Below are 23,976 nucleotides of genomic sequence, written 5' to 3' on the forward strand. Positions count from 1 at the left end.
CCCATCCCCCTGAACGCCCTCCTCGCCCGTCCCGATCTGGGCCTGCGCCAGGTCGCCGGACCGGTCGACGCCGAGACGGCGGTCCACTGGGTGCACACCAGCGAGATGGCCGACCCCTATCCGTATCTCCTCGGCGGCGAGCTCCTCCTGTCCGCGGGCGTGCACTGCCCCGACCCTTCCGACGCGGCGCACTACGACACGTACGCCGCCCGGATCGTGCAGGCCGGCGGGGCGGCGCTCGGGTTCGGGATCGCGCCGGTGCACGACCGGGTGCCGCAGCCGCTGATCGAGGCCTGTCACCGCTACGGGCTTCCGCTGCTCGAAGTCGCCCCGAAGACCCCGTTCACCACGGTCGCGCGGGCGGTCTGGCAGCTGATGGCGCAGGCCCGCCATGCCGAGCTGCGCCGGGTCGCCGAGGCCCAGCAGGCCCTCGCCGCCGCGGCCGCACGCCCCGACCCGGTGTCCTCCGTGCTGCGCCAACTGGCGCGCAGGCTGGGCGGATACGCGGTGCTGCTCGCCGCATCCCCGCAGCGCGAGGCGGGCCGCACTCCCCCGGCCCCCGTCCGCGCCGCACTCGACCACCTCGCCCAGGTCGTCGGCCCGGGCGCCGCCCGCCCCGCCTCCGCCACCGACACCGTGTCCCCGGACGCCCACCTCGCCGCGTACGCCCTGGCCGGAGCCCCGGGACTCGCCCTCGGCATCGTCACCTCGGTCCGCGAGCCCGGCGACCACACCATCGCGGGCGCCGCGGCCGTACTCCTGTCCCTGCTCACCGCCGAGCACCAGGGCGCCGCCGAGACCCGCCGCAGCGGCGCGCTCGTCCGCCTGCTGCTCGGCGCCCGGCCCGACGACGTCGCTCCGCTCCTCGGCCCGGCGCCCTGGACCGTCGTCCGCGGACGCCCCGCCGAAGGCGCCGCGGATCCGGGCGCGTTGGCGGCCGCGCTCGGCAGCGCGCTCTTCGACAGCGACCGCGACGGTGTACGGGTGGTCCTCACCGCGGACGCCGAGCCCACCGCTCAGCCCGGCTGGACCCTCGGGGCCGGCGCTCCCGTCGCCCCCGCCGACCTGGCCACCGCGGACGTCCAGGCCCTGCGCGCGCTGGGCCGCGCGGAAGCCACCCGCTCCCCCTTCGTACGGCACGGCGTACGAACGGGTCTCGACGAGCTGGTCCCCCCGGCAGACGCCGAGGCCCACGCCCGCACCCTGCTGGCGCCGCTGCGTCAGGCACCGAACGGCGAGGCCCTCACCGAGACCCTGCGCACCTGGCTCTCCCTGCACGGCAGTTGGGACCGCACGGCCACCGCCCAGGGCGTCCACCGCAACACGGTCCGCCAGCGCGTGGCCCGCTGCGCCGCGCTCCTGGACACGGACTTGGACGATCCGGATGTCCGTATGGAGCTGTGGTTCGCGTTGCGGGTGGGGCAGTGAGTGGTGCGAGCGGGGCGGTGACTGGTGCGGGTGGGGCCCTGAGAAGCACATGTGCCGTCCACCGACCGGGACGCCGAGCCGCCCCCACCGCCCTGAAGGCACAATGAACCCATGCCGATACCCAGCCGCGAAGCCCTCGTCGACCATCTCGTCCGTACGCGTATCGCCGGTGATGTCGCCACACCCCGCGAGAACAACCTGAGCCATTACCGCAAGCTCTCCAACGGCGACCGCCACTACTGGCTGGGAATCGATCTCGGCGACCGCTGGACGGACGAGCAGGACGTGCTCGCCGTGATGGCCGAGCGCTGCGGAGTGATCGACGATCCCGCGCACCGCCACGGTCAGGACACCATCGACCCCGAGCTGACCGTCGCGGGTCTGGAGCGGATGGCGGCGCGGCTGCGGAAGGCCGCCGACGCCCAGGAGCGGGTCCTTTTCGCGACCGGCCACCCCGGCTCGCTGCTCGATGTGCACCGGGCGACCGCCGAGGCGATGCGCCGCGCGGGCTGCGAGATCGTGCGCATCCCCGGCGGGCTCGTGGCCGACGAGGGGTACGTCTTCCAGTTCGCCGACATCGCGGTGTTCGAGCGGGGCGCCAGCATCTGGCACACCCATTCCCCCGAGCCGATGAACGCGATCCTCGACGCCCTCGAGCACGAGGGCAGCCCGCTGCCCGACCTCGTGGTCGCCGACCACGGCTGGGCGGGACGGGCCGGCCAGCGCGGGATCGACTCGGTCGGTTACGCGGACTGCAACGACCCGGCGCTGTTCCTCGGCGAGGCCGAGGGCATCGTCCAGGTCACGGTCCCGCTCGACGACCACGTGCTCGACCCGCGGTTCTACGAGCCGATGACGGCGTTCCTCCTTGACGCGGCGGGTCTCGAATAGCGCCGCACGCGAGGGCCGAGGAATAGCGCCTCACGCCGGGCCCGAGGAGCAGAGCCGCACGCGCGGGCCGAGGAACAGAGCCTCACGCGGAGTCCGTGGCCTCAGCGGGCGGTGTCGGATCGATGAACACCCGCCGCACCGCCGGGAACCGGGCCCGCAGCCGCCGTTCCGCCTCCTCGCAGGCCCACTCCACATCCGCCGCCGTGGACACATCGCGGAAGTCGGCCTTGGCCGCGATCAGGACCTCGTTCGGGCCCTGCACGAGCGTCACCAGGTCGACGACCTCCATCACATGCGGTACGTCGAGGAGTTCGGCCCGCACCTCGGCCCGCAGCTCCGGCGGCAGCGAACGCCCGACCAGGTGCTCGGCGTTGCTGCGGCCCAGCTCCCAGGCCACCCACACCAGGAGTACGCCGATCAGGATCGACGCCACGCCGTCGTAGACACCGGAGCCGGTGAGCTGGCCGCCGAGCAGGCCGCCGGCCGCGAGCGCGAGGCCGATCAGGGCGGCGACGTTCTCCAGGAGCACCGCCTTGACCGCCGTGTCCGGCGTCTCGCGCACATAGCGCCCGATCCGGGTGTGGAAGCGGGCCGCCTCGCCCTTCACCTGGCGCCAGGCGACAAGCAGCGAGTAGCCCTCCAGGAGGAAGGCGACGGCCAGGATGAGGTACGAGATCGTCGGATTGCCCGGCTCCTCGCCGTGCGTGAGCGTGTGGATCCCGTCGTACACGGCGAAGACCCCGCCGCCGACGAAGGTCGCGACGGCCGCGAGCAGTGCCCAGACGTAGCGCCGGCCGCCGTAGCCGAGCGGATGCTCCTCGTCGGCCGGTTTCTCGCTGCTCTTGAGGGAGACGAGCAGCATCACCTCGGTGACGGTGTCGGCCAGCGAGTGGGCGGCCTCGGAGAGCATCGCGCTGGAACCGCTGATGATCCCGCCGATCGCTTTGGCCACGGCGATCGCGAGGTTGGTGAGGACGGCGACGATCACCGTCCCCACGGACTCGGATGACTCTCCGGTGGACTCCAACTCGCTCATGCAGCGACGTTATGTCCGATACGGGAGCGCCGCACGGTGTCCGCCGCGAGCGAGCCCGCCGTGTGCGGAGGTCAGCGCGGTACCCGGACCACACCCTCCTGGATCACCGAGATCGCAAGCCGCCCGTCCTGCGTGTAGATCCGCGCCTGCCCGAGCCCCCGCCCGCCGGAGGCCGACGGTGACTCCTGGTCGTAGAGGAGCCATTCGTCCGCGCGGAACGGGCGGTGGAACCACATCGCGTGGTCGAGGGAGGCCCCGACCACATCGCCGACGGTCCAGCCGCCGCGCCCGTGCGCGAGCAGCACCGAGTCGAGCAGGGTCATGTCCGAGACGTAGGTGGCGAGGCAGACGTGGAGCAGCGGGTCGTCGCCCAGCTTGCCGTTCGCGCGGAACCAGACCTGTGAGCGCGGCTCGCGCGGCTGGCCCACGGTCCCGTACGGAGGGGCCTGGACGTAGCGCAGATCGACCGCGCCGCGCTCCTTGATCATGCGGTCCACGATGCGCGGGTCACGGAAGTTGTGCGCGTACCGCGGCAGCATCTCGGCCGCGGTCGGCAGCGTCTCCGGATCGGGCGAGGCCGGCATCTCGGCCTGGTGCTCCAGACCTTCCTCGTACGCCTGGAAGGAGGCCGAGAGGTGGAAGATCGGCTTTCCGTGCTGGACCGCGACGACCCGGCGCGTGGTGAAGGAGCGGCCGTCGCGGATGCGGTCGACCTCGTACACGATGGGCGCGCCCGGGTCGCCCGTGCGCAGGAAGTACGCGTGCAGCGAGTGCGCGTCACGCCCTTCGGGCACGGTGCGGCCCGCGGCGACCAGGGCCTGGGCGGCGACCTGCCCGCCGAAGACCCTGGGCACCAGTGCGGAGCGTGACTGGCCGCGGAAATAGTCCTGCTCGATCCGCTCCAGATCGAGCAGATCGAGCAGGCCCTGCAGTTCGTCGTTCAAGACGGTGTCCCGGAAGTCCTGGCGTCCTAGAGACCCATGTCCTTCGCGATGATCGTCTTCATGACCTCGCTGGTGCCGCCGTAGATCCGGTTGACGCGGTTGTCCGCGTACAGGCGGGCGATCGGGTACTCGTTCATGAAGCCGTAGCCGCCGTGCAGCTGGAGGCAGCGGTCGATCACGCGGTGCGCGACCTCGGTGGCGAACAGCTTCGCGGACGCGGCCTCGGCTGCGGTCAGCTCGCCCTGGTCGAGCGCCTCGAGCGCGCGGTCGACGACGGCCTCGGCGGCGTCCACCTCGGCCTGGCAGGCGGCCAGTTCGAACTTGGTGTTCTGGAAGGACGCGACGGTCTTGCCGAAGACAGTGCGCTCCTGCACGTACTCCTTGGCGAACCGCACAGCGGCCTTGGCCTGCGCGTACGCACCGAAGGCGATACCCCAGCGCTCGCTCGCGAGGTTCTTGCCGAGGTAGGAGAAGCCCTTGTTCTCCTCGCCGAGGAGGTCCTCGACCGGGACCTCTACGTCGACGAACGCCAGCTCGGCGGTGTCGGAGGTCTTCAGGCCCAGCTTGTCGAGCTTGCGGCCGATCGAGTAGCCCGCGGACTTGGTGTCCACGGCGAACAGCGAGATGCCGAAGCGGCGGTCGTCCTCGCGCGGGGCGGAGGTACGGGCGCAGACGATCACGCGGTCGGCGTGCACACCGCCGGTGATGAAGGTCTTGGCGCCGTTGAGGACGTAGTGCGTACCGGCCTCGTTGAGCTTCGCGGTGGTCTTCATGCCCGCGACGTCGGAGCCGGTGCCCGGCTCGGTCATCGCGAGGGCCCACATCTCCTCGCCGGAGACGAACTTCGGCAGGTACTTCTTCTTCTGCTCGTCGGTGGCGAGCATCTCGATGTACGGAAGGCCGAGGAGCACGTGCACCCCGGAGCCGCCGAAGGAGACGCCGGCGCGGGCGGTCTCCTCGTACATCACGGCCTCGTACTTGTGCGACTCGATGCCGGCGCCGCCGTACTCCTCGGGGACGCGGATACCGAAGACGCCCAGCTCACCGAGCTTGTAGTAGAAGTCGCGGGGGGCCTGACCGGCCGTGTACCACTCGTCGTAGACCGGGACGACCTCGTTCTCGATGAACGCGCGGATGGTCTCGCGGAACGCTTCGTGGTCCTCGGTGAAAACGGTGCGGCGCACAGGTGGCCTCCTGATCGTCTGCGTCTACGACAGCACAGTGCGCATGGCTAAGCGCTTGCTCAGGTTACCGGCCAGTTGGTCTGTGCGTCCAGAGACATGGGTCACGCCCGCGGACAGCTCACCCTGCTGCCGCCGCGAACGCCCCCCGCGCCATCCGGTGCAGCAGCCCCGCCATCGCCGTACGCCCCGGCAGCGCGCCCGGGCGGCTCAGGTGCGGCGTCGAGTTCAGGAGCCCGAAGACCGAGTGCACGGACGCCCGCGCGTCCGCCTCGGACAGGGACGGATAGACCTTGCGTACGACCTCGACCCAGAGCTCCACGTACTGGCGCTGCAACTGGCGCACCAGCTTGCGGTCGCTGTCGCGCAGGCGGTCGAGCTCGCGGTCGTGCAGGGTGATCAGCGGGCGGTCGTCGAGGGCGAAGTCGATATGGCCCTCGATGAGCGAGTCGAGCAGCTCGGTGGGCGTGCCCTCCCCCTCGGCCACGCGCCGCTTGCCGCCGGTGAGGAGCTGCTCGCTGATGCCCACGAGCAGCTCGGCGAGCATCGCGTCCTTGCCCGCGAAGTGCCGGTACAGGCCGGGTCCGCTGATGCCGACCGCGGCCCCTATCTCATCGACACCGACCCCGTGGAACCCGCGCTCGGCGAAGAGCCGCGCAGCCTCCTTGAGGATCTGCTCGCGGCGGGTCGCACCCGCGGTCGTCGTACTCATGAAGTCATTGTAGACAGCGCGGTTAGCGCTCGTTAACCTGGCGGAAATGGGTTAACGCTCATTAACCGAGCGGCTCATGGACAGAGCAAGGGGGCTCACCACGATGCAGCAGGCACCCGTACTGGGCAGCGGCGCCGATCCGGCGTCCGAGGCCTGGCGGTCGAACGAGGCGGCGCACCGCGCCCTCGTCGATGAGCTGCGGTCCAAGCTGGCCGCGGCCCGCCTGGGCGGCGGCGAGAAGGCCCGCGCCCGCCATGTCGCCCGCGGCAAGCTCCTGCCGCGCGACCGTGTCGACGGTCTGCTCGACCCCGGCTCGCCCTTCCTCGAGCTGGCCCCGCTCGCCGCCGACGGTCTGTACGGCGGGGACGCCCCGGCCGCCGGGGTGATCGCCGGGATCGGCCGGGTCAGCGGCCGCACCTGCGTGGTCGTCGCCAATGACGCGACCGTCAAGGGCGGCACGTACTACCCGATGACGGTCAAGAAGCATCTGCGCGCGCAGGCCGTGGCCCTGGAGAACCGGCTGCCCTGCGTCTACCTGGTCGACTCGGGCGGCGCCTTCCTGCCGATGCAGGACGAGGTCTTCCCCGACCGCGAGCACTTCGGGCGGATCTTCTACAACCAGGCCCGGATGTCCGGCGCGGGCATCCCGCAGATCGCCGCGGTCATGGGTTCGTGCACGGCGGGCGGCGCGTACGTGCCCGCGATGAGCGACGAGGCCGTGATCGTGCGCGACCAGGGCACGATCTTCCTGGGCGGTCCCCCGCTGGTGAAGGCCGCGACCGGCGAGGTCGTCACGGCCGAGGAGCTGGGCGGCGGCGAGGTGCACTCCCGTACGTCCGGTGTCACCGACCACCTCGCCGAGGACGACCCGCACGCGCTGCGCATCGTCCGCAACATCGTCGCCACGCTGCCCGAACCCGGCCCGTTCCCCTGGTCGTTGGAGCCCGCCGAGGAGCCGAAGGTCGATCCGTACGGGCTCTACGGCGCCGTGCCCGTCGACTCCCGCACTCCTTATGACGTACGGGAGGTCATCGCGCGGATCGTCGACGGCTCGCGCTTCCAGGAGTTCAAGTCCGAGTTCGGCACGACGCTCGTGACCGGCTTCGCGCGCATCCACGGCCACCCGGTCGGGATCGTCGCGAACAACGGGATCCTGTTCTCCGAATCCGCCCAGAAGGGCGCCCACTTCATCGAGCTGTGCGACCAGCGCGGCATCCCGCTGCTCTTCCTCCAGAACATCTCGGGCTTCATGGTCGGCCGCGACTACGAGGCCGGCGGCATCGCCAAGCACGGCGCCAAGATGGTCACGGCCGTCGCCTGTACGCGGGTGCCGAAGCTGACCGTCGTGGTCGGCGGCTCGTACGGCGCGGGCAACTACTCGATGTGCGGCCGGGCTTATTCGCCGCGCTTCATGTGGATGTGGCCCAACGCGAAGATCTCCGTGATGGGCGGCGAGCAGGCCGCCTCGGTGCTCGCGACCGTCAAGCGCGACCAGTTGGAGGGCCGCGGTCAGGAGTGGTCGGCCGAGGACGAGGACACGTTCAAGGCGCCGATCCGCGAGCAGTACGAATCCCAGGGGAATGCTTACTACGCGACGGCCCGCCTCTGGGACGACGGTGTGATCGACCCCCTGGAGACCCGCCAGGTCCTGGGTCTGGCCCTGACCGCTTGCGCCCACGCGCCGCTCGGTGACCCCGAGTTCGGCGTCTTCCGGATGTGAGGGGCGAACACGAGATGGCTGAGATGACGATGTTCGACACAGTGCTCGTCGCGAACCGCGGCGAGATCGCGGTCCGCGTGATCCGCACCCTGCGCGCCCTCGGGATCCGCTCGGTCGCCGTGTACAGCGACGCCGACGCCGAGGCCCGTCACGTACGGGAGGCCGATACGGCGGTACGGATCGGTCCGCCCGCCGCGTCCGAGTCCTATCTGCGGGTGGACGCCCTGATCGAGGCGGCCCGGCGCACCGGCGCCCAGGCCGTGCACCCCGGCTACGGCTTCCTCGCCGAGAACGCGGGCTTCGCGCAGGCCTGCGCGGACGCCGGTCTGGTCTTCATCGGGCCACCGGCCTCCGCGATCGACCTCATGGGCGACAAGATCCGCGCCAAGGAGACGGTGAAGGCGGCGGGCGTTCCGGTCGTACCCGGCTCCTCCGGCAGCGGGCTCACCGACGCCCAACTCGCGCAGGCCGCACGGGAGATCGGGGTCCCGGTCCTCCTCAAGCCGTCCGCGGGCGGTGGCGGCAAGGGCATGCGGCTCGTACGGGATCTCGCGGTCCTGGGCGACGAGATCGCCGCGGCCCGGCGCGAGGCACGCGCCTCCTTCGGCGACGACACGCTGCTCGTGGAGCGGTGGGTGGACCGGCCCCGGCACATCGAGATCCAGGTGCTCGCCGACGGGCACGGCAATGTCGTCCACCTCGGTGAGCGCGAGTGCTCGCTGCAGCGCCGCCATCAGAAGGTCATCGAGGAGGCGCCCAGCGTCCTGCTCGACGAGGAGATCCGGGCAGCGATGGGCGAGGCGGCCGTGCAGGCGGCGCGCTCCTGCGGCTACTCGGGCGCGGGCACGGTCGAGTTCATCGTGCCGGGCGGCGACCCTTCCTCGTACTACTTCATGGAGATGAATACGCGTCTTCAGGTCGAGCACCCCGTCACCGAGCTGATCACCGGGATCGACCTGGTGGAGTGGCAGGTCAGGGTCGCTTCCGGCGAGCAACTCCCGTTCGTACAAGCCGACATCAAGCTCACCGGACACGCGGTCGAGGCGCGCATCTGCGCCGAAGACCCGGCGCGCGGCTTCCTGCCGTCCGGCGGCACGGTGCTCTCCCTGCACGAACCGCAAGGGAACGGCGTACGCACGGACTCCGGGCTCTCGGAAGGCACCGAGGTCGGCAGCTTGTACGACCCCATGCTGTCCAAGGTCATCGCCTACGGACCGGACCGCGCGAGCGCCCTGCGCAAGCTGAGGGGCGCGCTGGCCGACACGGTCACGCTGGGCGTGCAGACCAACGCCGGATTCCTGCGCAGGCTCCTCGCCCACCCGGACGTGGTGTCCGGCGAGATGGACACAGGTCTGGTCGAGCGCGAGGTCGACGGCCTCGTCGACGCGTCCGTACCGGACGAGGTGTACGAGGCGGCGGCGCTGCTGCGCCAGGCCGCCCTGGAACCCGCCGCGACCGGCTGGACCGACCCGTTCGACGTGCCCAGCGGCTGGCGCATGGGCGGCACTCCTGCCGAGGTCACCCACCACCTGAAGGTGTCCGGCCAGGACCCGGTGTCCCGGCCCGTACGCGGCCGCCTGCTCGACCGCACCGAGGACCGGCTCACCCTCGAACTCGACGGCCTCACCCACACGTTCACCTACGCCGGCGACTGGCTCGGACGTGACGGCGACGCCTGGCACGTCCCGTCGTACGACCCCGTGGAGGCCTCCCTCACCGGAGCCGCCCACGCCGGCGCCGACACCCTCGCCGCCCCGATGCCCGGCACGGTGACCGTGGTCAAGGCGGCGGTCGGGGACGAGGTGGCGGCCGGGCAGTCGCTGCTCGTGGTCGAGGCGATGAAGATGGAGCACGTCATCGCCGCCCCGCACGCGGGCACCGTCACCGAACTCGATGTCACGCCCGGTACGACCGTCGCGATGGACCAGATCCTCGCGGTGGTCACCCCGCACGTGGAGGAGCAGTCATGACGGACCTGCCCATGGTCGTCCCGGCCCAGGAGCTCCCGCCCCGCGTCCGCATCCACGAGGTCGGGGCGCGCGACGGACTGCAGAACGAGAAGGCGACCGTACCTACGGAGGTGAAGGCGGAGTTCATCCGCCGCCTGGCCGCCGCGGGCCTCACCACCATCGAGGCGACCAGCTTCGTACACCCCAAGTGGGTGCCCCAACTGGCCGACGCGGAGGCTCTGTTCCCACAGATCAGTGGCATCGAGGGCGTCGACCTGCCGGTCCTCGTGCCCAACGAGCGCGGCCTCGACCGTGCCCTTGAGCTCGGCGCCCGCCGTATCGCCGTCTTCGGTTCGGCGACCGAGACCTTCTCGCAGAAGAACCTCAACCGTTCGGTCGCCGAGTCGCTCACGATGTTCGAGCCGGTGATCGCCCGCGCGAAGGCCGGCAAGGTGCATGTCCGCGGCTATCTGTCGATGTGCTTCGGCGACCCGTGGGAGGGCGCCGTCCCGGTCCACCAAGTCGTCGGCGTGGCCAAGGCGTTGCTCGACCTCGGCTGCGACGAGCTGAGCCTCGGCGACACGATCGGCGTCGCCACCCCCGGCCACGTACAGGCGCTGCTCGCCGCGCTCAACGAGGCGGGCGTGCCCACCGACGCCCTCGGCGTGCACTTCCACGACACGTACGGACAGGCGCTCTCCAACACCCTCGCCGCGCTCCAGCACGGCGTCACCACGGTGGACGCGTCCGCCGGCGGCCTCGGCGGCTGCCCGTACGCGAAGAGCGCCACCGGCAATCTCGCCACCGAGGATCTCGTGTGGATGCTCGACGGCCTCGGTATCGAGACCGGGGTCGATCTGGCCGAGCTCACCGCCACAAGCGTGTGGCTGGCCGAACAGCTGGGCCGTCCCAGCCCTTCGCGCACTGTCCGTGCCCTCTCCCACCAGGAGTGAGTTTCCCTCCCAAGAAGAGGGATCTTTAAGGAGTGATCAGGGATGACCCTGGACCACCGGCTTTCCGCCGAACACGAAGAACTCCGCCGTACCGTCGAGGAGTTCGCACACGACGTCGTGGCGCCCAAGATCGGCGACTTCTACGAGCGCCATGAATTCCCGTACGAGATCGTCCGCGAGATGGGCCGCATGGGCCTGTTCGGGCTGCCCTTCCCCGAGGAGTACGGCGGGATGGGCGGCGACTACCTGGCGCTCGGGATCGCCCTGGAGGAGCTGGCCCGCGTCGACTCCTCGGTCGCGATCACCCTGGAGGCCGGGGTCTCGCTCGGTGCGATGCCGCTCCACCTGTACGGGACCGAGGAGCAGAAGCGGCAGTGGCTGCCGAAGCTGTGCAGCGGCGAGATGCTCGGCGCCTTCGGTCTGACCGAGCCGGGCGCCGGCTCGGACGCGGGCGGCACGCGCACGACGGCCGTACTCGACGAGGCCACCGACGAATGGGTGATCAACGGCACCAAGTGCTTCATCACCAACTCCGGTACGGACATCACGGGCCTGGTCACGGTCACGGCGGTGACGGGCCGCAAGGACGACGGCAAGCCGCTGATCTCCTCGATCATCGTGCCGTCCGGCACCCCCGGCTTCACCGTCGCCGCCCCGTACTCGAAGGTCGGCTGGAACGCCTCGGACACCCGCGAGCTCTCCTTCGCCGACGTCCGCGTCCCGCGCGCCAACCTGCTCGGTGAACTCGGCCGTGGATACGCCCAGTTCCTGCGGATCCTCGACGAGGGCCGGATCGCCATCTCGGCGCTCGCGACCGGGCTCGCGCAGGGCTGTGTGGACGAGTCGGTGAAGTACGCCAAGGAGCGGCACGCGTTCGGCAAGCCGATCGGCGCGAACCAGGCCATCCAGTTCAAGCTCGCCGACATGGAGATGAAGGCCCACACGGCCCGCCTCGCCTGGCGGGACGCGGCCTCCCGTCTCGTGCACGGGGAGTCCTTCAAGAAGGAAGCGGCGCTCGCCAAGCTCTACTCGTCCACGATCGCCGTCGACAACGCCCGTGAGGCCACGCAGATCCACGGCGGGTACGGGTTCATGAACGAGTTCCCGGTGGCCCGGATGTGGCGCGACTCCAAGATCCTGGAGATCGGCGAGGGCACGAGCGAGGTGCAGCGGATGCTGATCGCGCGGGAGCTCGGGCTGGTGGGCTGAACCCGAGGGCGAGTCGGGAGCGGACCTTAGGTTAGGTTAGCCTAAGGTCCAAGATTCACAGTGGATCCGCGGTCCGCTCCCCGCCCGTCCCGAGAAGGCAGAAAAGCATGTCCCACCCCAAGATGTCCCGGCTCTCCCGGCGTGGCCTCCTCGCCGCCGGCGGCGCCGCCGGTCTCGGCGCGCTGCTCGTCGCCTGCGGTGACGACAAGGGCTCGAAGAAGGACGGCGGTTCGGAGCAGGCGGCCGGCTCCGGTCCCTGGTCGTTCAAGGACGACCGCGGCACCGAGCTGAAGGCGGACAAGAAGCCGTCGAACATCGTCGCCTTCACCGGCACCGCCGCCGCGCTCCACGACTACGGGATCCAGGTCAAGGGCGTCTTCGGCCCGACCGAGACGAGCGACGGCAAGCCCGACGTCCAGGCCGGCGACATGGACATCAGCAAGGTCGAGATCATCGGCAACGCGTACGACAAGTTCAGCGTCGAGAAGTACGCGTCCCTGAACCCGGACCTCCTGATCACGGACATGTGGATCAAGGACCAGCTCTGGTACATCAGCGGCACCGCGGCCGAGAAGAAGATCCTCCAGCTCAAGGTGCCGACCGCCGCGCTGTGGGCCGCCGAGACCACCATGGACAAGGCCCTGGCCCGCCGCCTCGGCCTGGCCGTCTCGCTCGGCGCCGACGCCAAGGACAAGAAGGTCGCCGACGCCAAGGCCGCCTTCGAGAAGGCCGCCGCCCGGCTGCGCTCGGCCGCCAAGGCCAACCCGGACATCACGGTCATGATCGGTTCGGGCTCCGCCGACCTCTTCTACGTCACGCTCGCCGAAACCGCCGCGGACACCGCGTACTTCGAGAGCCTCGGCGTGAAGTTCGTGAAGCCGAAGGTCAACGCGCAGGGCTTCTTCGAGGAGCTCAGCTGGGAGAACGTCGACAAGTACAAGGCCGACGTGATCATGATGGACAACCGCACGGGCACCCTTCAGCCGGCCGACCTGGACAAGTCCAAGCCGACCTGGAAGCAGCTCCCCGCGGTCAAGGCCGGTCAGATCATCCCGCGCGTGACCGAGCCGATCTACTCGTACGCGAAGTGCGCGCCGGTCCTCGACGACCTGGCGAAGGCGATCGAGGACGCGAAGAAGGTCACCAAGTGACCTTCCGCCTGTTCGGACTCGAGGTCATACGGACCGAGCGCCTGTCGCCGTCCATGGCGCGGGTCACCTTCGTCGGGTACGGCGAGGATGCGGGTCTGACCTCCTTCGCTTCGGGCGGCCGCGACCAGTCCTGCTCGCTGTTCCTGCCCCTGCCGGGCCAGAGCGAGCCGGTGCTGCCGCCGGAGCAGGAGCCGGGTGCCTGGTACATGGCGTACCGCTCGATGCCCGACGACGAGCGCGCCGTCATGCGCTCCTACACGGTCCGCGCTCAGCGCCCCGAGGCGGGCGAGGTCGACATCGACTTCGCGCTGCACGCCGACGGCGGCCCCGCCTGCGTATGGGCCGAGCAGGCCGCGCCCGGCGACCGAGTGAAGGTGCTCGGTCCGGCGGACGCCGACAACACGGGCGTACGGTTCAAGCTTGTGGAGTCGGCCCCCTGGGTGCTGCTGTGGGCGGACGACACGGCGCTTCCGGCCGCGTCCTCGATCCTGGAGTCGCTGCCGGCCGGCCTTCCGGTCCGCGCATTCTTCGAAGTTCCGTATGCCGCGGACGAGTTGGCGCTCGGGACGGCCGCGGACCTGAAGGCGACCTGGCTCGCGCGCGAGAACGGCGCGAAGGCTCTCGACGCGATCCGCGATGCCGCCGACCTGCCCGACGGAGCCCCGTACATCTGGCTCGCGGGCGAGGCGGGCGCGATGAAGCTGATCCGCCGCCACCTCATCAACGACCGTGGCTACGACCGCCGTTCGGTGAGCTTCACCGGCTACTGGCGCCAGGGTGCAAGCGAGGACCGGCTGCGGGACGAGGCGGCCGCGGGCGTCACGGAAACCGAAGAGGACTGACCGCCTGACCTCGCACACACTCCGGCGCCCCGGGAGACGGTCCTCCCGGGGCGCCGGCATGTTCACTGTGCGGTCAGAGTGCTCAACTCGCCGGCCAGGGCACCTTCGGTGACTTGTAGTACTCCATGCCGAGCGCGTCCCAGCGCGGCCCGTGCGCCGCGAGCCGCTCCTTGTACGCGTCCCAGTCGTGCGTGGCCGCGGGCGACCAGCCGAGCTCCGCGATTCCCGGCAGTCGCGGGAACGCCATGAACTCGATATGCGCACTGGTCGAGATGGTCTCCGACCACAGCGGCGCCTCGACGCCGAAGATCGACGATTCCGGCGCCCCGGTCAGATACGTCCCCGGGTCCCAGTCGTAGGACCGGTCCACCTCGACCAGACCCGCCCAGGCCAGGCCCAGCGGGGTGTCCTTGGTGTACTTCATGTCGAGATACGAACGGTCCGCCGGCGAGAGCACCAGCTTGGTGCCCTTCTTCGCCGCCGCCACCACCTGATCGCGCTCGGCCTGCCCGGTCTGGTCGTAACCCCAGTACTGGGCGATGGCGCCTCCGGCCGGGTTCCCACCGGTCAGCTGATGCCAGCCCATCACCGTCTTCCCGTACTTGGCGACGATCGGCTGCACGCGGTCCATGAACTTCACGTAGTCCTCGTGCGGCGTGGAGTGCGCCTCGTCCCCGCCGATATGGAAGTACTTGCCGGGGGTGATGGCCGCGATCTCGCGGATCACGTCGTCCACGAAGTCGTACGTGATCTCCTTGGGCACACAGAGCGAGCTGAAGCCGACGCTCGTGCCCGTGTAGAGCGGCGGGGCGACCCCGTCACAGTTCAGCTCGGCGTACGAGGCGAGCGCCGCGTTGGTGTGGCCGGGCATGTCGATCTCGGGGATGACCTCGAGATAGCGCTCGGAGGCGTAGCGCACGATGTCCTTGTACTGGGCCTTGGTGTAGTACCCGCCCTTGCCGCCGCCGACCTGCGTGGAGCCGCCGTATTCGGCCAGGCGCGGCCAGGAGTCGATGGCGATGCGCCAGCCCTGGTCGTCACTGATGTGCAGATGCAGCTTGTTGACCTTGTACATCGCCATCTGGTCGATGTAGCGCTTGACCTGGTCGACGGTGAAGAAGTGCCGTGACACATCGAGCATGGCCCCGCGGTACGCGAACCGCGGCGTGTCCTCGATCCGCCCGCCGGCGACCTTCCAGGGGCCTTCCTGCCTGCTGTCCGACTCGATCCGCGGCGGCAGCTGCTGGCGCAGCGTCTGCACCCCGTGGAACAGTCCGGCGGGCTCCTTGGCGGTGATGGTGACGCCGCGCCTGCCTGACTCGAATCGATAGCCCTCCGCGCCCAATTCCTGTGCTTTACGGGAGATTTCGAGCCGGATTCCGTCGCGCCCGCCCTCGTCGGTCACCGGCAGCCGGTAGCCCGTCGAGGGCCTCAGCACCTTGGCGAGCTGCTCGCCGATCCGCCGCGCCTCGCGCGAATCGTCCGCGACGCGGATCAGGGTGCGGGAGGTGATCTCGTACGGAGTTCCGCCGGCGTCGACCTCGGCCGGAGCGGGGATCACCTGGCCGAGCGGCACGACGGCCGGCGCCGCCTTCGCCTCGCCGGCCGGGGCGGCCCCGACGCAGGAGATCCCGACCACCGCCACGAGCAGCAGCGAGCCGAGGAGCCTGGGGGTTGTCCATTGCTGTCTCACAAGTCTGTTTCCCTTCGGCGGGGTGTGGTCCAGTCCTGTGCGCAGTCGAACGGTCACCATGCGTACCGCACCCCACTCGGGCGGTCAAGGTATAGACCACTCGGACCGCCGCGGCGATGAGCAACTCGGCCTGCACCGGACAGCCGGGCCGACCCCTCATGCAGAATCAATGCCATGGCGGAAATCATCCAGCGCGACGGGACCTGGACCTTCGACGGCGACACGCTCCGGCTCGTGCCCGGACACGACAAGAACGTCGGGTTGCTCCGTAAGACGCTGGGTGAACTGGAAGTCCCCGTACAGGCGTTGGCGGGGATCTCCTTCGAGCACGGCAAGAAGCAGGGCCGGCTCAGGCTCCGCCTGCGCGAGGGCTCCGATCCGCTGACCCACGTCACGGGCGGCAAGCTGGCCGACGCGGCCGATCCGTATCAGCTGACCGTGGACGCGGACCGCTACGGCGTCGCCGAGTACTTCGTGGACGAGGTGCGCAACGCCCATCTCATCGAACAGGTCCCGACGGACCCCTGCACCGGCTATCTGCTCTCGGGCCCGTCCGTCCCGATCTCCGTGAGCGCCGGGGACGGCACCGCGAGCTTCGACGGTGAGCGCGTCCGCCTCGAATGGAAGTGGAACACCGAGGAGGCCAAGGCCGCCTCCGGCACCCGCACGCTCGCCCTCGACGACATCGAGTCCGTCGAGTGGCAGCCCTCGGCCGGCCTGGAGAACGGCTACCTCCGCTTCAAGGTCAGGAACGCCTCGACGAAGGCCCCGCCGAAGTACGACCCGAACGCGATCGAGCTGTGGGGCTTCAAGAAGGACCCGCTGATGTCCCTGATCGCCGCCGCCGTACAGGCCCGCCTCCCCCACCCGACGGCGGAGATCTCACCCGCGGAGCCGCAGAAGTCACTGACCGCGGCACCCGCCCCGACCACCGACGACCATGACGCTCTCCTGCGCCGCCTGCGCGAACTGGGTGAACTTCACCAGGCCGGAATCCTCACGGACGAGGAGTTCACGATGGCCAAGCAGGCGGTTTTGCGCCGTATGTAGGCACGAACCCCGGTTTCAGGAAGGGGCAGGGCGGGGAAAGCATCAATCTCTGCCCGAAACCGGGCAGGATTCTTGCGAACACACCCCAGGATCCCCCAGGATCATGCAAATGCACGACGACCTCGTTGATCACCTCACGCGCAGCACCCCGCTCCAGCGGGGCGAGGCCCTGCGGGTGATCCAGGACGTGCTCGCGTACTTCGACGAGACGACCGAAGACTTCGTCCGTCGCCGCCACCGCGAACTCCAGAGTCAGGGCCTGGTGAACGCGGCGATCTTCGAACAGATCTCGGCGGACCTGCCCTACCGCGCGGTCGCACCCCCGGAGCTCTCACTCCGCCAGTTGCGCCGCATCGTCTACGGGTAGCCGGAAAGCCCCGGAAACCGCAGACCCCAAGAGCTAGAAGACCGAGACCCAGAGGACCCTCAATATGTGTGGAATCGTCGGTTATATCGGCAAACGAGACGTAGCCCCCCTCCTCCTCGAAGGCCTGCAGCGCCTGGAGTACCGCGGCTACGACTCGGCCGGCGTCGTCATCACCGGCCCCAAGGCCACGGGCCTGAAGATGGTCAAGGCCAAGGGCCGCGTACGCGACCTCGAGGCCAAGGTGCCGGCCCGCTTCAAGGGCACGACCGGTATCGCCCACACCCGCTGGGCCACCCACGGCGCCCCCTCCGACGAGAACGCGCACCCGCACATGGACGCCACCGGCAAGGTCGCCGTCGTCCACAACGGGATCATCGACAACGCGGACGACCTGCGCGCCAAGCTGACCGCGGACGGCATCGAGTTCGCCTCCGAGACCGACACCGAGGTGCTCGTCCACCTCGTCGCCCGCTCCCAGGCCGACACCCTGGAGGAGAAGGTCCGCGAGGCCCTTCGCCTCATCGAGGGCACGTACGGCATCGCCGTCCTGCACGCCGACTTCTCCGACCGCATCGTCGTCGCCCGCAACGGCTCCCCGGTCGTCCTCGGCATCGGCGAGAAGGAGATGTTCGTCGCCTCCGACGTCGCCGCCCTCGTCTCGCACACCCGCCAGGTCGTCACCCTCGACGACGGCGAGATGGCCACGATCAAGGCCGACGACTTCCGTACGTACACGACGTCGGGCACCCGTACGACCGCCTCCCCCACCACCGTCGAGTGGGAGGCCGAGTCGTACGACATGGGCGGCCACGACACGTATATGCACAAGGAGATCAGCGAGCAGCCCGACGCGGTCGACCGCGTCCTTCGTGGCCGCATCGACGACCGCTTCTCCACCGTGCACCTGGGCGGCCTCAACCTGGACGCCCGCGAAGCCCGCACGATCCGCCGGATCAAGATCCTCGGCTGCGGTACGAGCTACCACGCGGGCCTCATCGGCGCGGGTCTGATCGAGGAGCTCGCCCGGATCCCCGCGGACGCCGAGCCGGCCTCCGAGTTCCGCTACCGCAACCCGGTCGTCGACCCCGACACCCTGTACATCGCGGTCTCGCAGTCCGGTGAGACCTACGACGTGCTCGCGGCCGTGCAGGAGCTCAAGCGCAAGGGCGCCCGCGTCCTCGGTGTGGTCAATGTCGTGGGCTCCGCGATCGCCCGCGAGACCGACGGCGGCGTGTACGTGCACGCCGGGCCCGAGGTCTGCGTGGTCTCCACGAAGTGCTTCACGAACACGGTCACCGCGTTCGCGCTGCTCGCCCTGCACCTGGGCCGTATCCGGGACCTGTCGGTCGCGGACGGCAAGCGGATCATCGAGGGTCTGCGCCGGCTGCCCGGCCAGATCCAGGAGATCCTCAAGCAGGAGGACGAGATCAAGAAGCTCGCGAAGCGGTACGCGGACGCCAAGTCGATGATGTTCATCGGCCGTGTCCGCGGCTACCCGGTCGCGCTCGAGGCCTCCCTCAAGCTGAAGGAGATCTCGTACATCCACGCCGAGGCGTACCCGGCCTCGGAGTTGAAGCACGGACCGCTGGCGCTCATCGAGCCGTCGCTGCCGACCGTCGCGATCATCCCGAACGACGATCTCCTCGAGAAGAACCGCGCCGCCCTGGAGGAGATCAAGGCCCGCAGCGGCCGGATCCTCGCGGTCGCGCACCAGGAGCAGGAGAAGGCCGACCACACCATCGTGGTACCGAAGAACGAGACCGAGCTGGACTCGATCCTGATGGGCATCCCGCTCCAGATCTTCGCGTACCACACGGCACTTGCCCTCGGCCGGGACATCGACAAGCCGCGCAACCTCGCGAAGTCGGTGACCGTCGAGTAGTCACCCCCATACGAACTGGAACGACCCCCTGTGTATGCCACCAGCACACAGGGGGTCGTTCACGTGAGGGCCGAAGTCGCCCATTACTTCGGCCCGTTGGCTGCTCAGCCGGTGGCCGTCACCCCCCGGCCGGCAGCACGTCCGGTGAGTGCGGGCCACTTGGCGAGGGCCGCCGTGGCGCCGTACCAGGCGACCGCACCCGCGGCGACGCCTGCCCAGCCGCCGACCTTCGCGAGTGCTTCGGTCTCGCCGAAGGAGGCGATGCCCAGGAGGAGAAGGGACAGGAAGGTCAGCCCGTACATGCCCTGGCCGAGCAGACCGCCGCCGGCTGCTCCGAGGGTCAGGCTGAGTGCGAGAAGAGCGAAGAGCAGCAGGAAGAGCCCTGCGGCGTTGGTCGATACTTCGGCGTCCGCGGTGCCCCAGGTGAACCAGAAGGCGCCGAGACCGGCGAACGCGGTGCCCGTGAACGCGTCACGGTCGCGGAGTGCGAGCAGACCTGCGATGAACAGCGCGATACCACCGACGTAGGTGGCGAGGGACATGGCGTCCGCCGCCGTCACGCCGTCGATCACGTCCGCGTGCCCGAGGCCGAAGGCCAGCAGGGTCACGCCGAGCGCGAGGTGGCCGAGGGTGGAAGTGGTGCTGCTTCCCGCGGAGACTTCGTTGTCCACGGCGGGCTCCCTTCGAAGTGCAGTTGTGCTGCGTGGTGCTGGGCCGTGCAGTTGAGCCAGCGACCTTTATGTACCCTTCACAAGGGCACAAACCACCTCTACCGAGCGGTAGATTTATCCATCGTCAAGGGGAAGTTGACGCTTCGAACGCCCCATCTCACCTGGGACAACGGGGAGTTACGGAATGGCAACGGCGGCCGCTTGCCGCAGGGCGGCGCAGGGGCGCTACGGGATCACGACGACGAGGGGTTGCAGGATCACGACGACGGAGGGTTACGGGATCACGACGACGGGCCGCTGCGCACGCTTGGCGAGCCGGCCCGCGACCGAGCCGAAGATCCGGCCGACGATGCCATGGGTCGAGCCGACGACGATGGCGTCCGCCTCGTACTCCCGGCCGACCTCTTCGAGTTCATGGCAGATGTCGCCACCGCGCTCGACGAGGATCCAGGAGACCTCCGCCAGATAGTCGGCGCAGGCGAGTTCGAGACCGAGCACCTCGGTGCGGTGGTCGGGAACGTCCACGAAGACCGGCGGTTCACAGCCCGCCCACACCGTGGTGGGCAGCCGGTTGGCCACATGCACGATGATCAGCGCGGAGGACGAGCGCCGGGCCATGCCGATGGCGTACGCGAGAGCGCGTTCACTGGAGGTCGAGCCGTCGAAGCCGACGACCACACCGTGCCGGAACGCGGGATCACAGGACTTGCGGAGCTCTTCCGCGGCGAGGGGCTCGCCTGCGAGGTCCGCGGGATCGGCGACCTGGCGCTCGATCTGGCGCTTACGGGGCGCGGGTTCGGGAAATTCGTGACCGGCCATCGTCGTCTCTGAAAATGAATCCTCGAAGGAGAGGGACGGCTTGCGGAGGAGCGAAGATCAAAGGGTCGGCGGAAGGCGGTCACGGAGCAGTGTCCGGGAATCATCTTCCCAACCCGTATACCCCAAGGGTACGGCGACACTCCTCTCCTGCCAGGTCCTGTCGTCAGACTCCCGTCGTCGCCCGAAGGGCGGCCGTGGGGCGTCTGGTGCGTGCGATCGCAAGGCGCCGGAAGGTCTTAGTAGCGGAGCTACTCAGGCCTTTCGGCAACGCAGCGAGCGTGCGTGCCAGGCGTCCCACGGCAGACGGGAGTCTGACGACAGGGCCTTGGTCCCGCAGGGGGTCCCGCGGCGTTCCAGGAGCATGCATGAGCGGGTCCCCGTATGGCAATGGTCCCTGTCTCCTACAGCTTTTCGCCCGGACTCGTACACACCTCCACACCCGGCCGCGTCATACGAGGTTGACCTGCCGGACCGGTCACGGCGGGCCGGAGCGCCGGTCTCAGTGACCGGCCGCCCCGCCGCGCGTTGAATCAGCGACACCGCAGTCCGAGGGAGCCCGCCGTGCCCGCAGTCGCCCCGCCGCCGAACGTCGCACGCGGCCGTCGGCGCCGCACCCCACCCGCACCTGCCGCCCCTTGCGCACCATCGACCCCTTGGCTGACACCGCCCCCACGGACCACGTCCGCACACTCGGTGGGAGATGTGGTGGGCTGGGGGGCGTTCAGCTGTGTCCTGGTGCCGGTGGTCCTCATCGTCTACGGGACGTCGCTCGTGGGTGCGGGCGGTGCCGCGCTGGGTCTGGCCGCCGTGACCGGCGCCTGCCGGGTGCTGCTGCGCCGCTCGGAGCGCGGGACCGCGCGGCTTTGCACGGAGCGGCATACCGGTGACCGGGCACGGCACGGGCGTGCGGGCACGGGGGCTCACAGGGGCGGGCGGCACGGGGGCTGATTCACGCCGGGCGCCGACTGGAAACCGTCGTACGCCCCCGTCGCTTTTCGGCCAAAGTCCTGGATCGCCCGCCAGGTTGCGGTGCAGGCTCCCCAACCCCCGTACCACCAGCGGAAAAAGGCCTTCCGAGGCCCCGCGCACCCTATGTGGACCGGCCACCGGCGCAAGGCGCACTTCCCAGTAACGCCCTGGAGTGCAACGCTTCGTGATCGAATGCTTCACGCCAAGTTGCCTTGTCGACAATGCAGTAGGTGCCGAACTGGTCACGCCGGCACCATCGGACACAGTAGATTCGATCTTGACCGTCCAGGCGGGGGACTCGTTGCGAGGGGAAACGTGCAGGAGCGACGTCGCGGCCAAGCAGAACGCCGACACGCAAGGGGTGCCGCAACCACCGAGGGGGGCTTAGCGCCATGAGCCATGACTCCGCCGCACCGGAGACAAGCCGCAAGCTCTCCGGCCGCAGGCGCAGGGAAATCGTCGCCGTGCTGCTGTTCAGCGGCGGTCCCATCTTCGAGAGTTCCATTCCCCTGTCCGTGTTCGGCGTCGACCGCCAGGACGCCGGCGTCCCGCGCTACCGCCTGCTCGTGTGCGCGGGCGAGGACGGACCGCTGCGCACCACGGGCGGGCTGGAACTGACCGCGCCGCACGGCCTGGAGGCGATCGCCCGGGCCGGCACCGTCGTCGTACCGGCCTGGCGCTCGATCACCGCACCGCCGCCGCAGAACGCCCTTGACGCGCTGCGTCGCGCGCACGAGGAAGGCGCGCGGATCGTCGGCCTGTGCACCGGCGCCTTCGTGCTCGCCGCCGCCGGGCTGCTCGACGGCCGGCCCGCGACCACGCACTGGATGTACGCGCCGACGCTCGCCAAGCGCTATCCGTCCGTCCACGTCGACCCGCGTGAGCTCTTCGTCGACGACGGCGACGTACTGACCTCGGCCGGCACCGCGGCCGGAATCGACCTCTGTCTGCACATCGTGCGCAGCGATCACGGAACCGAGGCGGCCGGGGCCCTGGCCCGCCGTCTGGTCGTGCCGCCGCGCCGCTCCGGCGGTCAGGAGCGCTACCTCGACAGGTCTTTACCGGAGGAGATCGGCGCGGACCCGCTCGCCGAGGTCGTCTCCTGGGCACTGGAGCACCTCCACGAGCAGTTCGACGTCGAAACGCTGGCGGCCCGCGCGTACATGTCACGCCGTACGTTCGACCGCCGTTTCCGCTCCCTGACGGGCTCGGCGCCGCTGCAATGGCTGATCACGCAGCGTGTGCTGCAGGCGCAGCGGCTGCTCGAGACCTCCGACTACTCGGTCGACGAGGTCGCGGGCCGCTGCGGCTTCCGCTCGCCGGTCGCGCTGCGCGGGCACTTCCGGCGCCAGCTGGGGTCCTCGCCCGCCGCGTACCGGGCGGCCTACCGGGCACGGCGGCCTGCGTCGCAGAGCGAGCGCTCCGTCGAGGTGGCGGACGGCCCGATCCCGGCGCAGTCCCGGCGTACGGCCGCGGCCGCCGCACAGGGGCAGCCGTCGGCCTCGGCACCGGCCGACCGCGGCCCCGAGACGGGCAAGCCGGGCTCCGACGCCTACGCGCCGGGCACTTCCGGTGCCCCGGCACGCCCGACGCTGCCCGGGCAGCGGGAGCGCCCCGTAGGGTAATGGGCATGAACGATCGCATGGTGTGGATCGACTGCGAGATGACCGGGCTCTCGTTGACGGATGACGCACTCATCGAGGTGGCCGCACTGGTCACCGACTCGGAACTGAATGTGCTCGGCGAAGGCGTGGACATCGTGATCCGTCCGCCCGACGCCGCGCTGGAGACGATGCCCGAGGTGGTGCGCCAGATGCACACCGCCTCGGGCCTCCTCGACGAGCTCGCGGGCGGTACGACGCTGGCGGACGCCGAGGAGCAGGTCTTGGCCTACGTACGTGAACACGTCAAGGACGCCGGCAAGGCTCCGCTGTGCGGGAACTCGGTGGGCACGGACCGCGGCTTCCTCCTTCGCGATATGCCGACGCTCGAGGACTACATGCACTACCGCATCGTGGACGTCTCCTCGATCAAGGAGCTGTCGCGGCGCTGGTACCCGCGGGCGTACTTCAACAGCCCGGAGAAGAACGGCAACCACCGGGCGCTCGCCGACATCCGCGAATCCATCGCCGAGCTGCGCTACTACCGCGAGGCGATCTTCGTCCCGCAGCCGGGACCGGACTCGGAGACGGCCCGCACGATCGCGGCGAAGTACGTCCTGCCTGCGGATCCGTCCTGACGACCGCCTGAACCCCCCGGGAAAAAGGTGGGAGCGAGCACCCTCTCGGACCCTGTACACTTTTTCTCGGCCGGTCGGAAAAACGACCGGACATGGTGGGTGTAGCTCAGTTGGTAGAGCACCTGGTTGTGGTCCAGGTGGCCGCGGGTTCAAGTCCCGTCACTCACCCTGAATGATCAAGGCCCGGTCTGCGGAGACGCAGACCGGGCCTTTGTCGTATGCGCCGGCGCGGTCACGGCCGCGCGGGCCTCAGGCCCCCACGTCGTACGC

The 23,976-nt window shown here is 69.9% G+C and carries 21 protein-coding genes and 1 tRNA gene; 15 read left to right on the top strand and 7 right to left on the bottom strand.

Going from position 1 to position 23,976, the window contains the following annotated elements:
• Both G6045_RS25385 and G6045_RS25390 read left to right on the top strand, forming a co-directional pair.
• Positions 1-1,428: PucR family transcriptional regulator (locus G6045_RS25385; RefSeq protein WP_165334410.1), on the top strand; the 1,428-nt coding region annotated here is incomplete at its 5' end.
• A 111-nt stretch (positions 1,429-1,539) separates the two neighbouring features.
• Positions 1,540-2,319 (top strand): phosphatase, encoded by a 780-nt coding sequence (locus tag G6045_RS25390; protein WP_165334411.1) that lies wholly within the window; start codon positions 1,540-1,542, stop codon positions 2,317-2,319.
• Between the two features lie 82 nt (positions 2,320-2,401).
• Here G6045_RS25390 and G6045_RS25395 read toward each other — a convergent pair whose 3' ends face one another.
• The 4 genes from G6045_RS25395 to G6045_RS25410 all read right to left on the bottom strand — a co-directional run bounded on the left by G6045_RS25395 (position 2,402) and on the right by G6045_RS25410 (position 6,192).
• Entirely contained in the window at positions 2,402-3,355 is a 954-nt protein-coding gene (locus G6045_RS25395) for a cation diffusion facilitator family transporter (protein WP_165334412.1), read from the bottom strand.
• A 71-nt stretch (positions 3,356-3,426) separates the two neighbouring features.
• Positions 3,427-4,299 carry an acyl-CoA thioesterase II gene (tesB, locus tag G6045_RS25400; RefSeq protein ID WP_165334413.1) on the bottom strand — a complete coding sequence of 291 codons (873 nt, stop codon included), beginning with the start codon at positions 4,297-4,299 and terminating at the stop codon, positions 3,427-3,429.
• A 26-nt stretch (positions 4,300-4,325) separates the two neighbouring features.
• Entirely contained in the window at positions 4,326-5,483 is a 1,158-nt protein-coding gene (locus tag G6045_RS25405) for an acyl-CoA dehydrogenase family protein (protein WP_165334414.1), read from the bottom strand.
• A gap of 118 nt (positions 5,484-5,601) precedes the next feature.
• Entirely contained in the window at positions 5,602-6,192 is a 591-nt protein-coding gene (locus tag G6045_RS25410) for an SACE_7040 family transcriptional regulator (protein WP_165334415.1), read from the bottom strand.
• 103 nt (positions 6,193-6,295) lie between these two features.
• Between G6045_RS25410 and G6045_RS25415 the strand changes: the two genes are divergently transcribed.
• The 6 genes from G6045_RS25415 (at position 6,296) to G6045_RS25440 (ending at position 14,016) form a co-directional block, all read left to right on the top strand.
• Entirely contained in the window at positions 6,296-7,912 is a 1,617-nt protein-coding gene (locus tag G6045_RS25415; RefSeq protein ID WP_165334428.1) for a carboxyl transferase domain-containing protein, read from the top strand.
• A 23-nt stretch (positions 7,913-7,935) separates the two neighbouring features.
• Complete coding sequence (locus tag G6045_RS25420) at positions 7,936-9,882, top strand: acetyl/propionyl/methylcrotonyl-CoA carboxylase subunit alpha (RefSeq protein ID WP_165334427.1); 1,947 nt, start codon at positions 7,936-7,938, stop codon at positions 9,880-9,882.
• Complete coding sequence (locus tag G6045_RS25425) at positions 9,879-10,814, top strand: hydroxymethylglutaryl-CoA lyase (RefSeq protein WP_165334416.1); 936 nt, start codon at positions 9,879-9,881, stop codon at positions 10,812-10,814. The genes G6045_RS25420 and G6045_RS25425 overlap by 4 nt, the downstream gene beginning before the upstream one ends.
• A gap of 42 nt (positions 10,815-10,856) precedes the next feature.
• On the top strand, positions 10,857-12,023 hold the full coding sequence (locus tag G6045_RS25430; RefSeq protein ID WP_165334417.1) for an acyl-CoA dehydrogenase family protein: 1,167 nt from the start codon (positions 10,857-10,859) through the stop codon (positions 12,021-12,023).
• A gap of 107 nt (positions 12,024-12,130) precedes the next feature.
• Entirely contained in the window at positions 12,131-13,174 is a 1,044-nt protein-coding gene (locus G6045_RS25435) for an ABC transporter substrate-binding protein (RefSeq protein ID WP_165334418.1), read from the top strand.
• Positions 13,171-14,016 carry a siderophore-interacting protein gene (locus tag G6045_RS25440; RefSeq protein ID WP_328707890.1) on the top strand — a complete coding sequence of 282 codons (846 nt, stop codon included), beginning with the start codon at positions 13,171-13,173 and terminating at the stop codon, positions 14,014-14,016. Before G6045_RS25435 ends, G6045_RS25440 begins: the two co-directional genes overlap by 4 nt.
• 82 nt (positions 14,017-14,098) lie before the next feature.
• Here the strand turns inward: G6045_RS25440 and G6045_RS25445 are convergent, their stop codons facing one another.
• Complete coding sequence (locus G6045_RS25445; RefSeq protein ID WP_328707891.1) at positions 14,099-15,709, bottom strand: beta-N-acetylhexosaminidase; 1,611 nt, start codon at positions 15,707-15,709, stop codon at positions 14,099-14,101.
• Between the two features lie 174 nt (positions 15,710-15,883).
• Here G6045_RS25445 and G6045_RS25450 point away from each other — a divergent pair, with 174 nt between their 5' ends.
• The 3 genes from G6045_RS25450 to glmS all read left to right on the top strand — a co-directional run bounded on the left by G6045_RS25450 (position 15,884) and on the right by glmS (position 19,008).
• Entirely contained in the window at positions 15,884-16,759 is an 876-nt protein-coding gene (locus tag G6045_RS25450) for a DUF4429 domain-containing protein (RefSeq protein WP_165334420.1), read from the top strand.
• A 109-nt stretch (positions 16,760-16,868) separates the two neighbouring features.
• The gene (locus G6045_RS25455) at positions 16,869-17,126 is read left to right on the top strand and encodes a hypothetical protein (protein ID WP_165334421.1); all 258 of its coding nucleotides are present in this window, start codon (positions 16,869-16,871) and stop codon (positions 17,124-17,126) included.
• Between the two features lie 64 nt (positions 17,127-17,190).
• Positions 17,191-19,008 (top strand): glutamine--fructose-6-phosphate transaminase (isomerizing), encoded by a 1,818-nt coding sequence (gene glmS, locus G6045_RS25460; protein ID WP_165334422.1) that lies wholly within the window; start codon positions 17,191-17,193, stop codon positions 19,006-19,008.
• 104 nt (positions 19,009-19,112) lie between these two features.
• Here the strand turns inward: glmS and G6045_RS25465 are convergent, their stop codons facing one another.
• Together G6045_RS25465 and G6045_RS25470 are read right to left on the bottom strand one after the other, a co-directional pair.
• Positions 19,113-19,679, bottom strand: a complete 567-nt coding sequence (locus G6045_RS25465; protein ID WP_165334423.1) for a GPR1/FUN34/YaaH family transporter — start codon at positions 19,677-19,679, stop codon at positions 19,113-19,115.
• 273 nt (positions 19,680-19,952) lie between these two features.
• A complete protein-coding gene (locus G6045_RS25470) occupies positions 19,953-20,498 on the bottom strand; it encodes a universal stress protein (RefSeq protein WP_165334424.1) in 546 nt (181 codons plus the stop codon).
• Between the two features lie 693 nt (positions 20,499-21,191).
• Here G6045_RS25470 and G6045_RS25475 point away from each other — a divergent pair.
• The 4 genes from G6045_RS25475 (at position 21,192) to G6045_RS25490 (ending at position 23,874) form a co-directional block, all read left to right on the top strand.
• Positions 21,192-21,446: a hypothetical protein gene (locus tag G6045_RS25475; RefSeq protein WP_408056359.1), complete on the top strand. Its 255-nt coding sequence runs from the start codon at positions 21,192-21,194 to the stop codon at positions 21,444-21,446.
• A 413-nt stretch (positions 21,447-21,859) separates the two neighbouring features.
• Positions 21,860-23,092, top strand: a complete 1,233-nt coding sequence (locus tag G6045_RS25480; protein WP_165334425.1) for a helix-turn-helix domain-containing protein — start codon at positions 21,860-21,862, stop codon at positions 23,090-23,092.
• Between the two features lie 5 nt (positions 23,093-23,097).
• A complete protein-coding gene (orn, locus tag G6045_RS25485) occupies positions 23,098-23,706 on the top strand; it encodes an oligoribonuclease (RefSeq protein ID WP_165334426.1) in 609 nt (202 codons plus the stop codon).
• Positions 23,707-23,801: 95 nt separating this feature from the next.
• Positions 23,802-23,874 (top strand) — tRNA-His (locus G6045_RS25490).
• Positions 23,875-23,976 lie beyond the last annotated feature (102 nt).

Source organism: Streptomyces mesophilus (assembly GCF_011044995.1).
GTDB lineage: Bacteria > Actinomycetota > Actinomycetes > Streptomycetales > Streptomycetaceae > Streptomyces > Streptomyces mesophilus.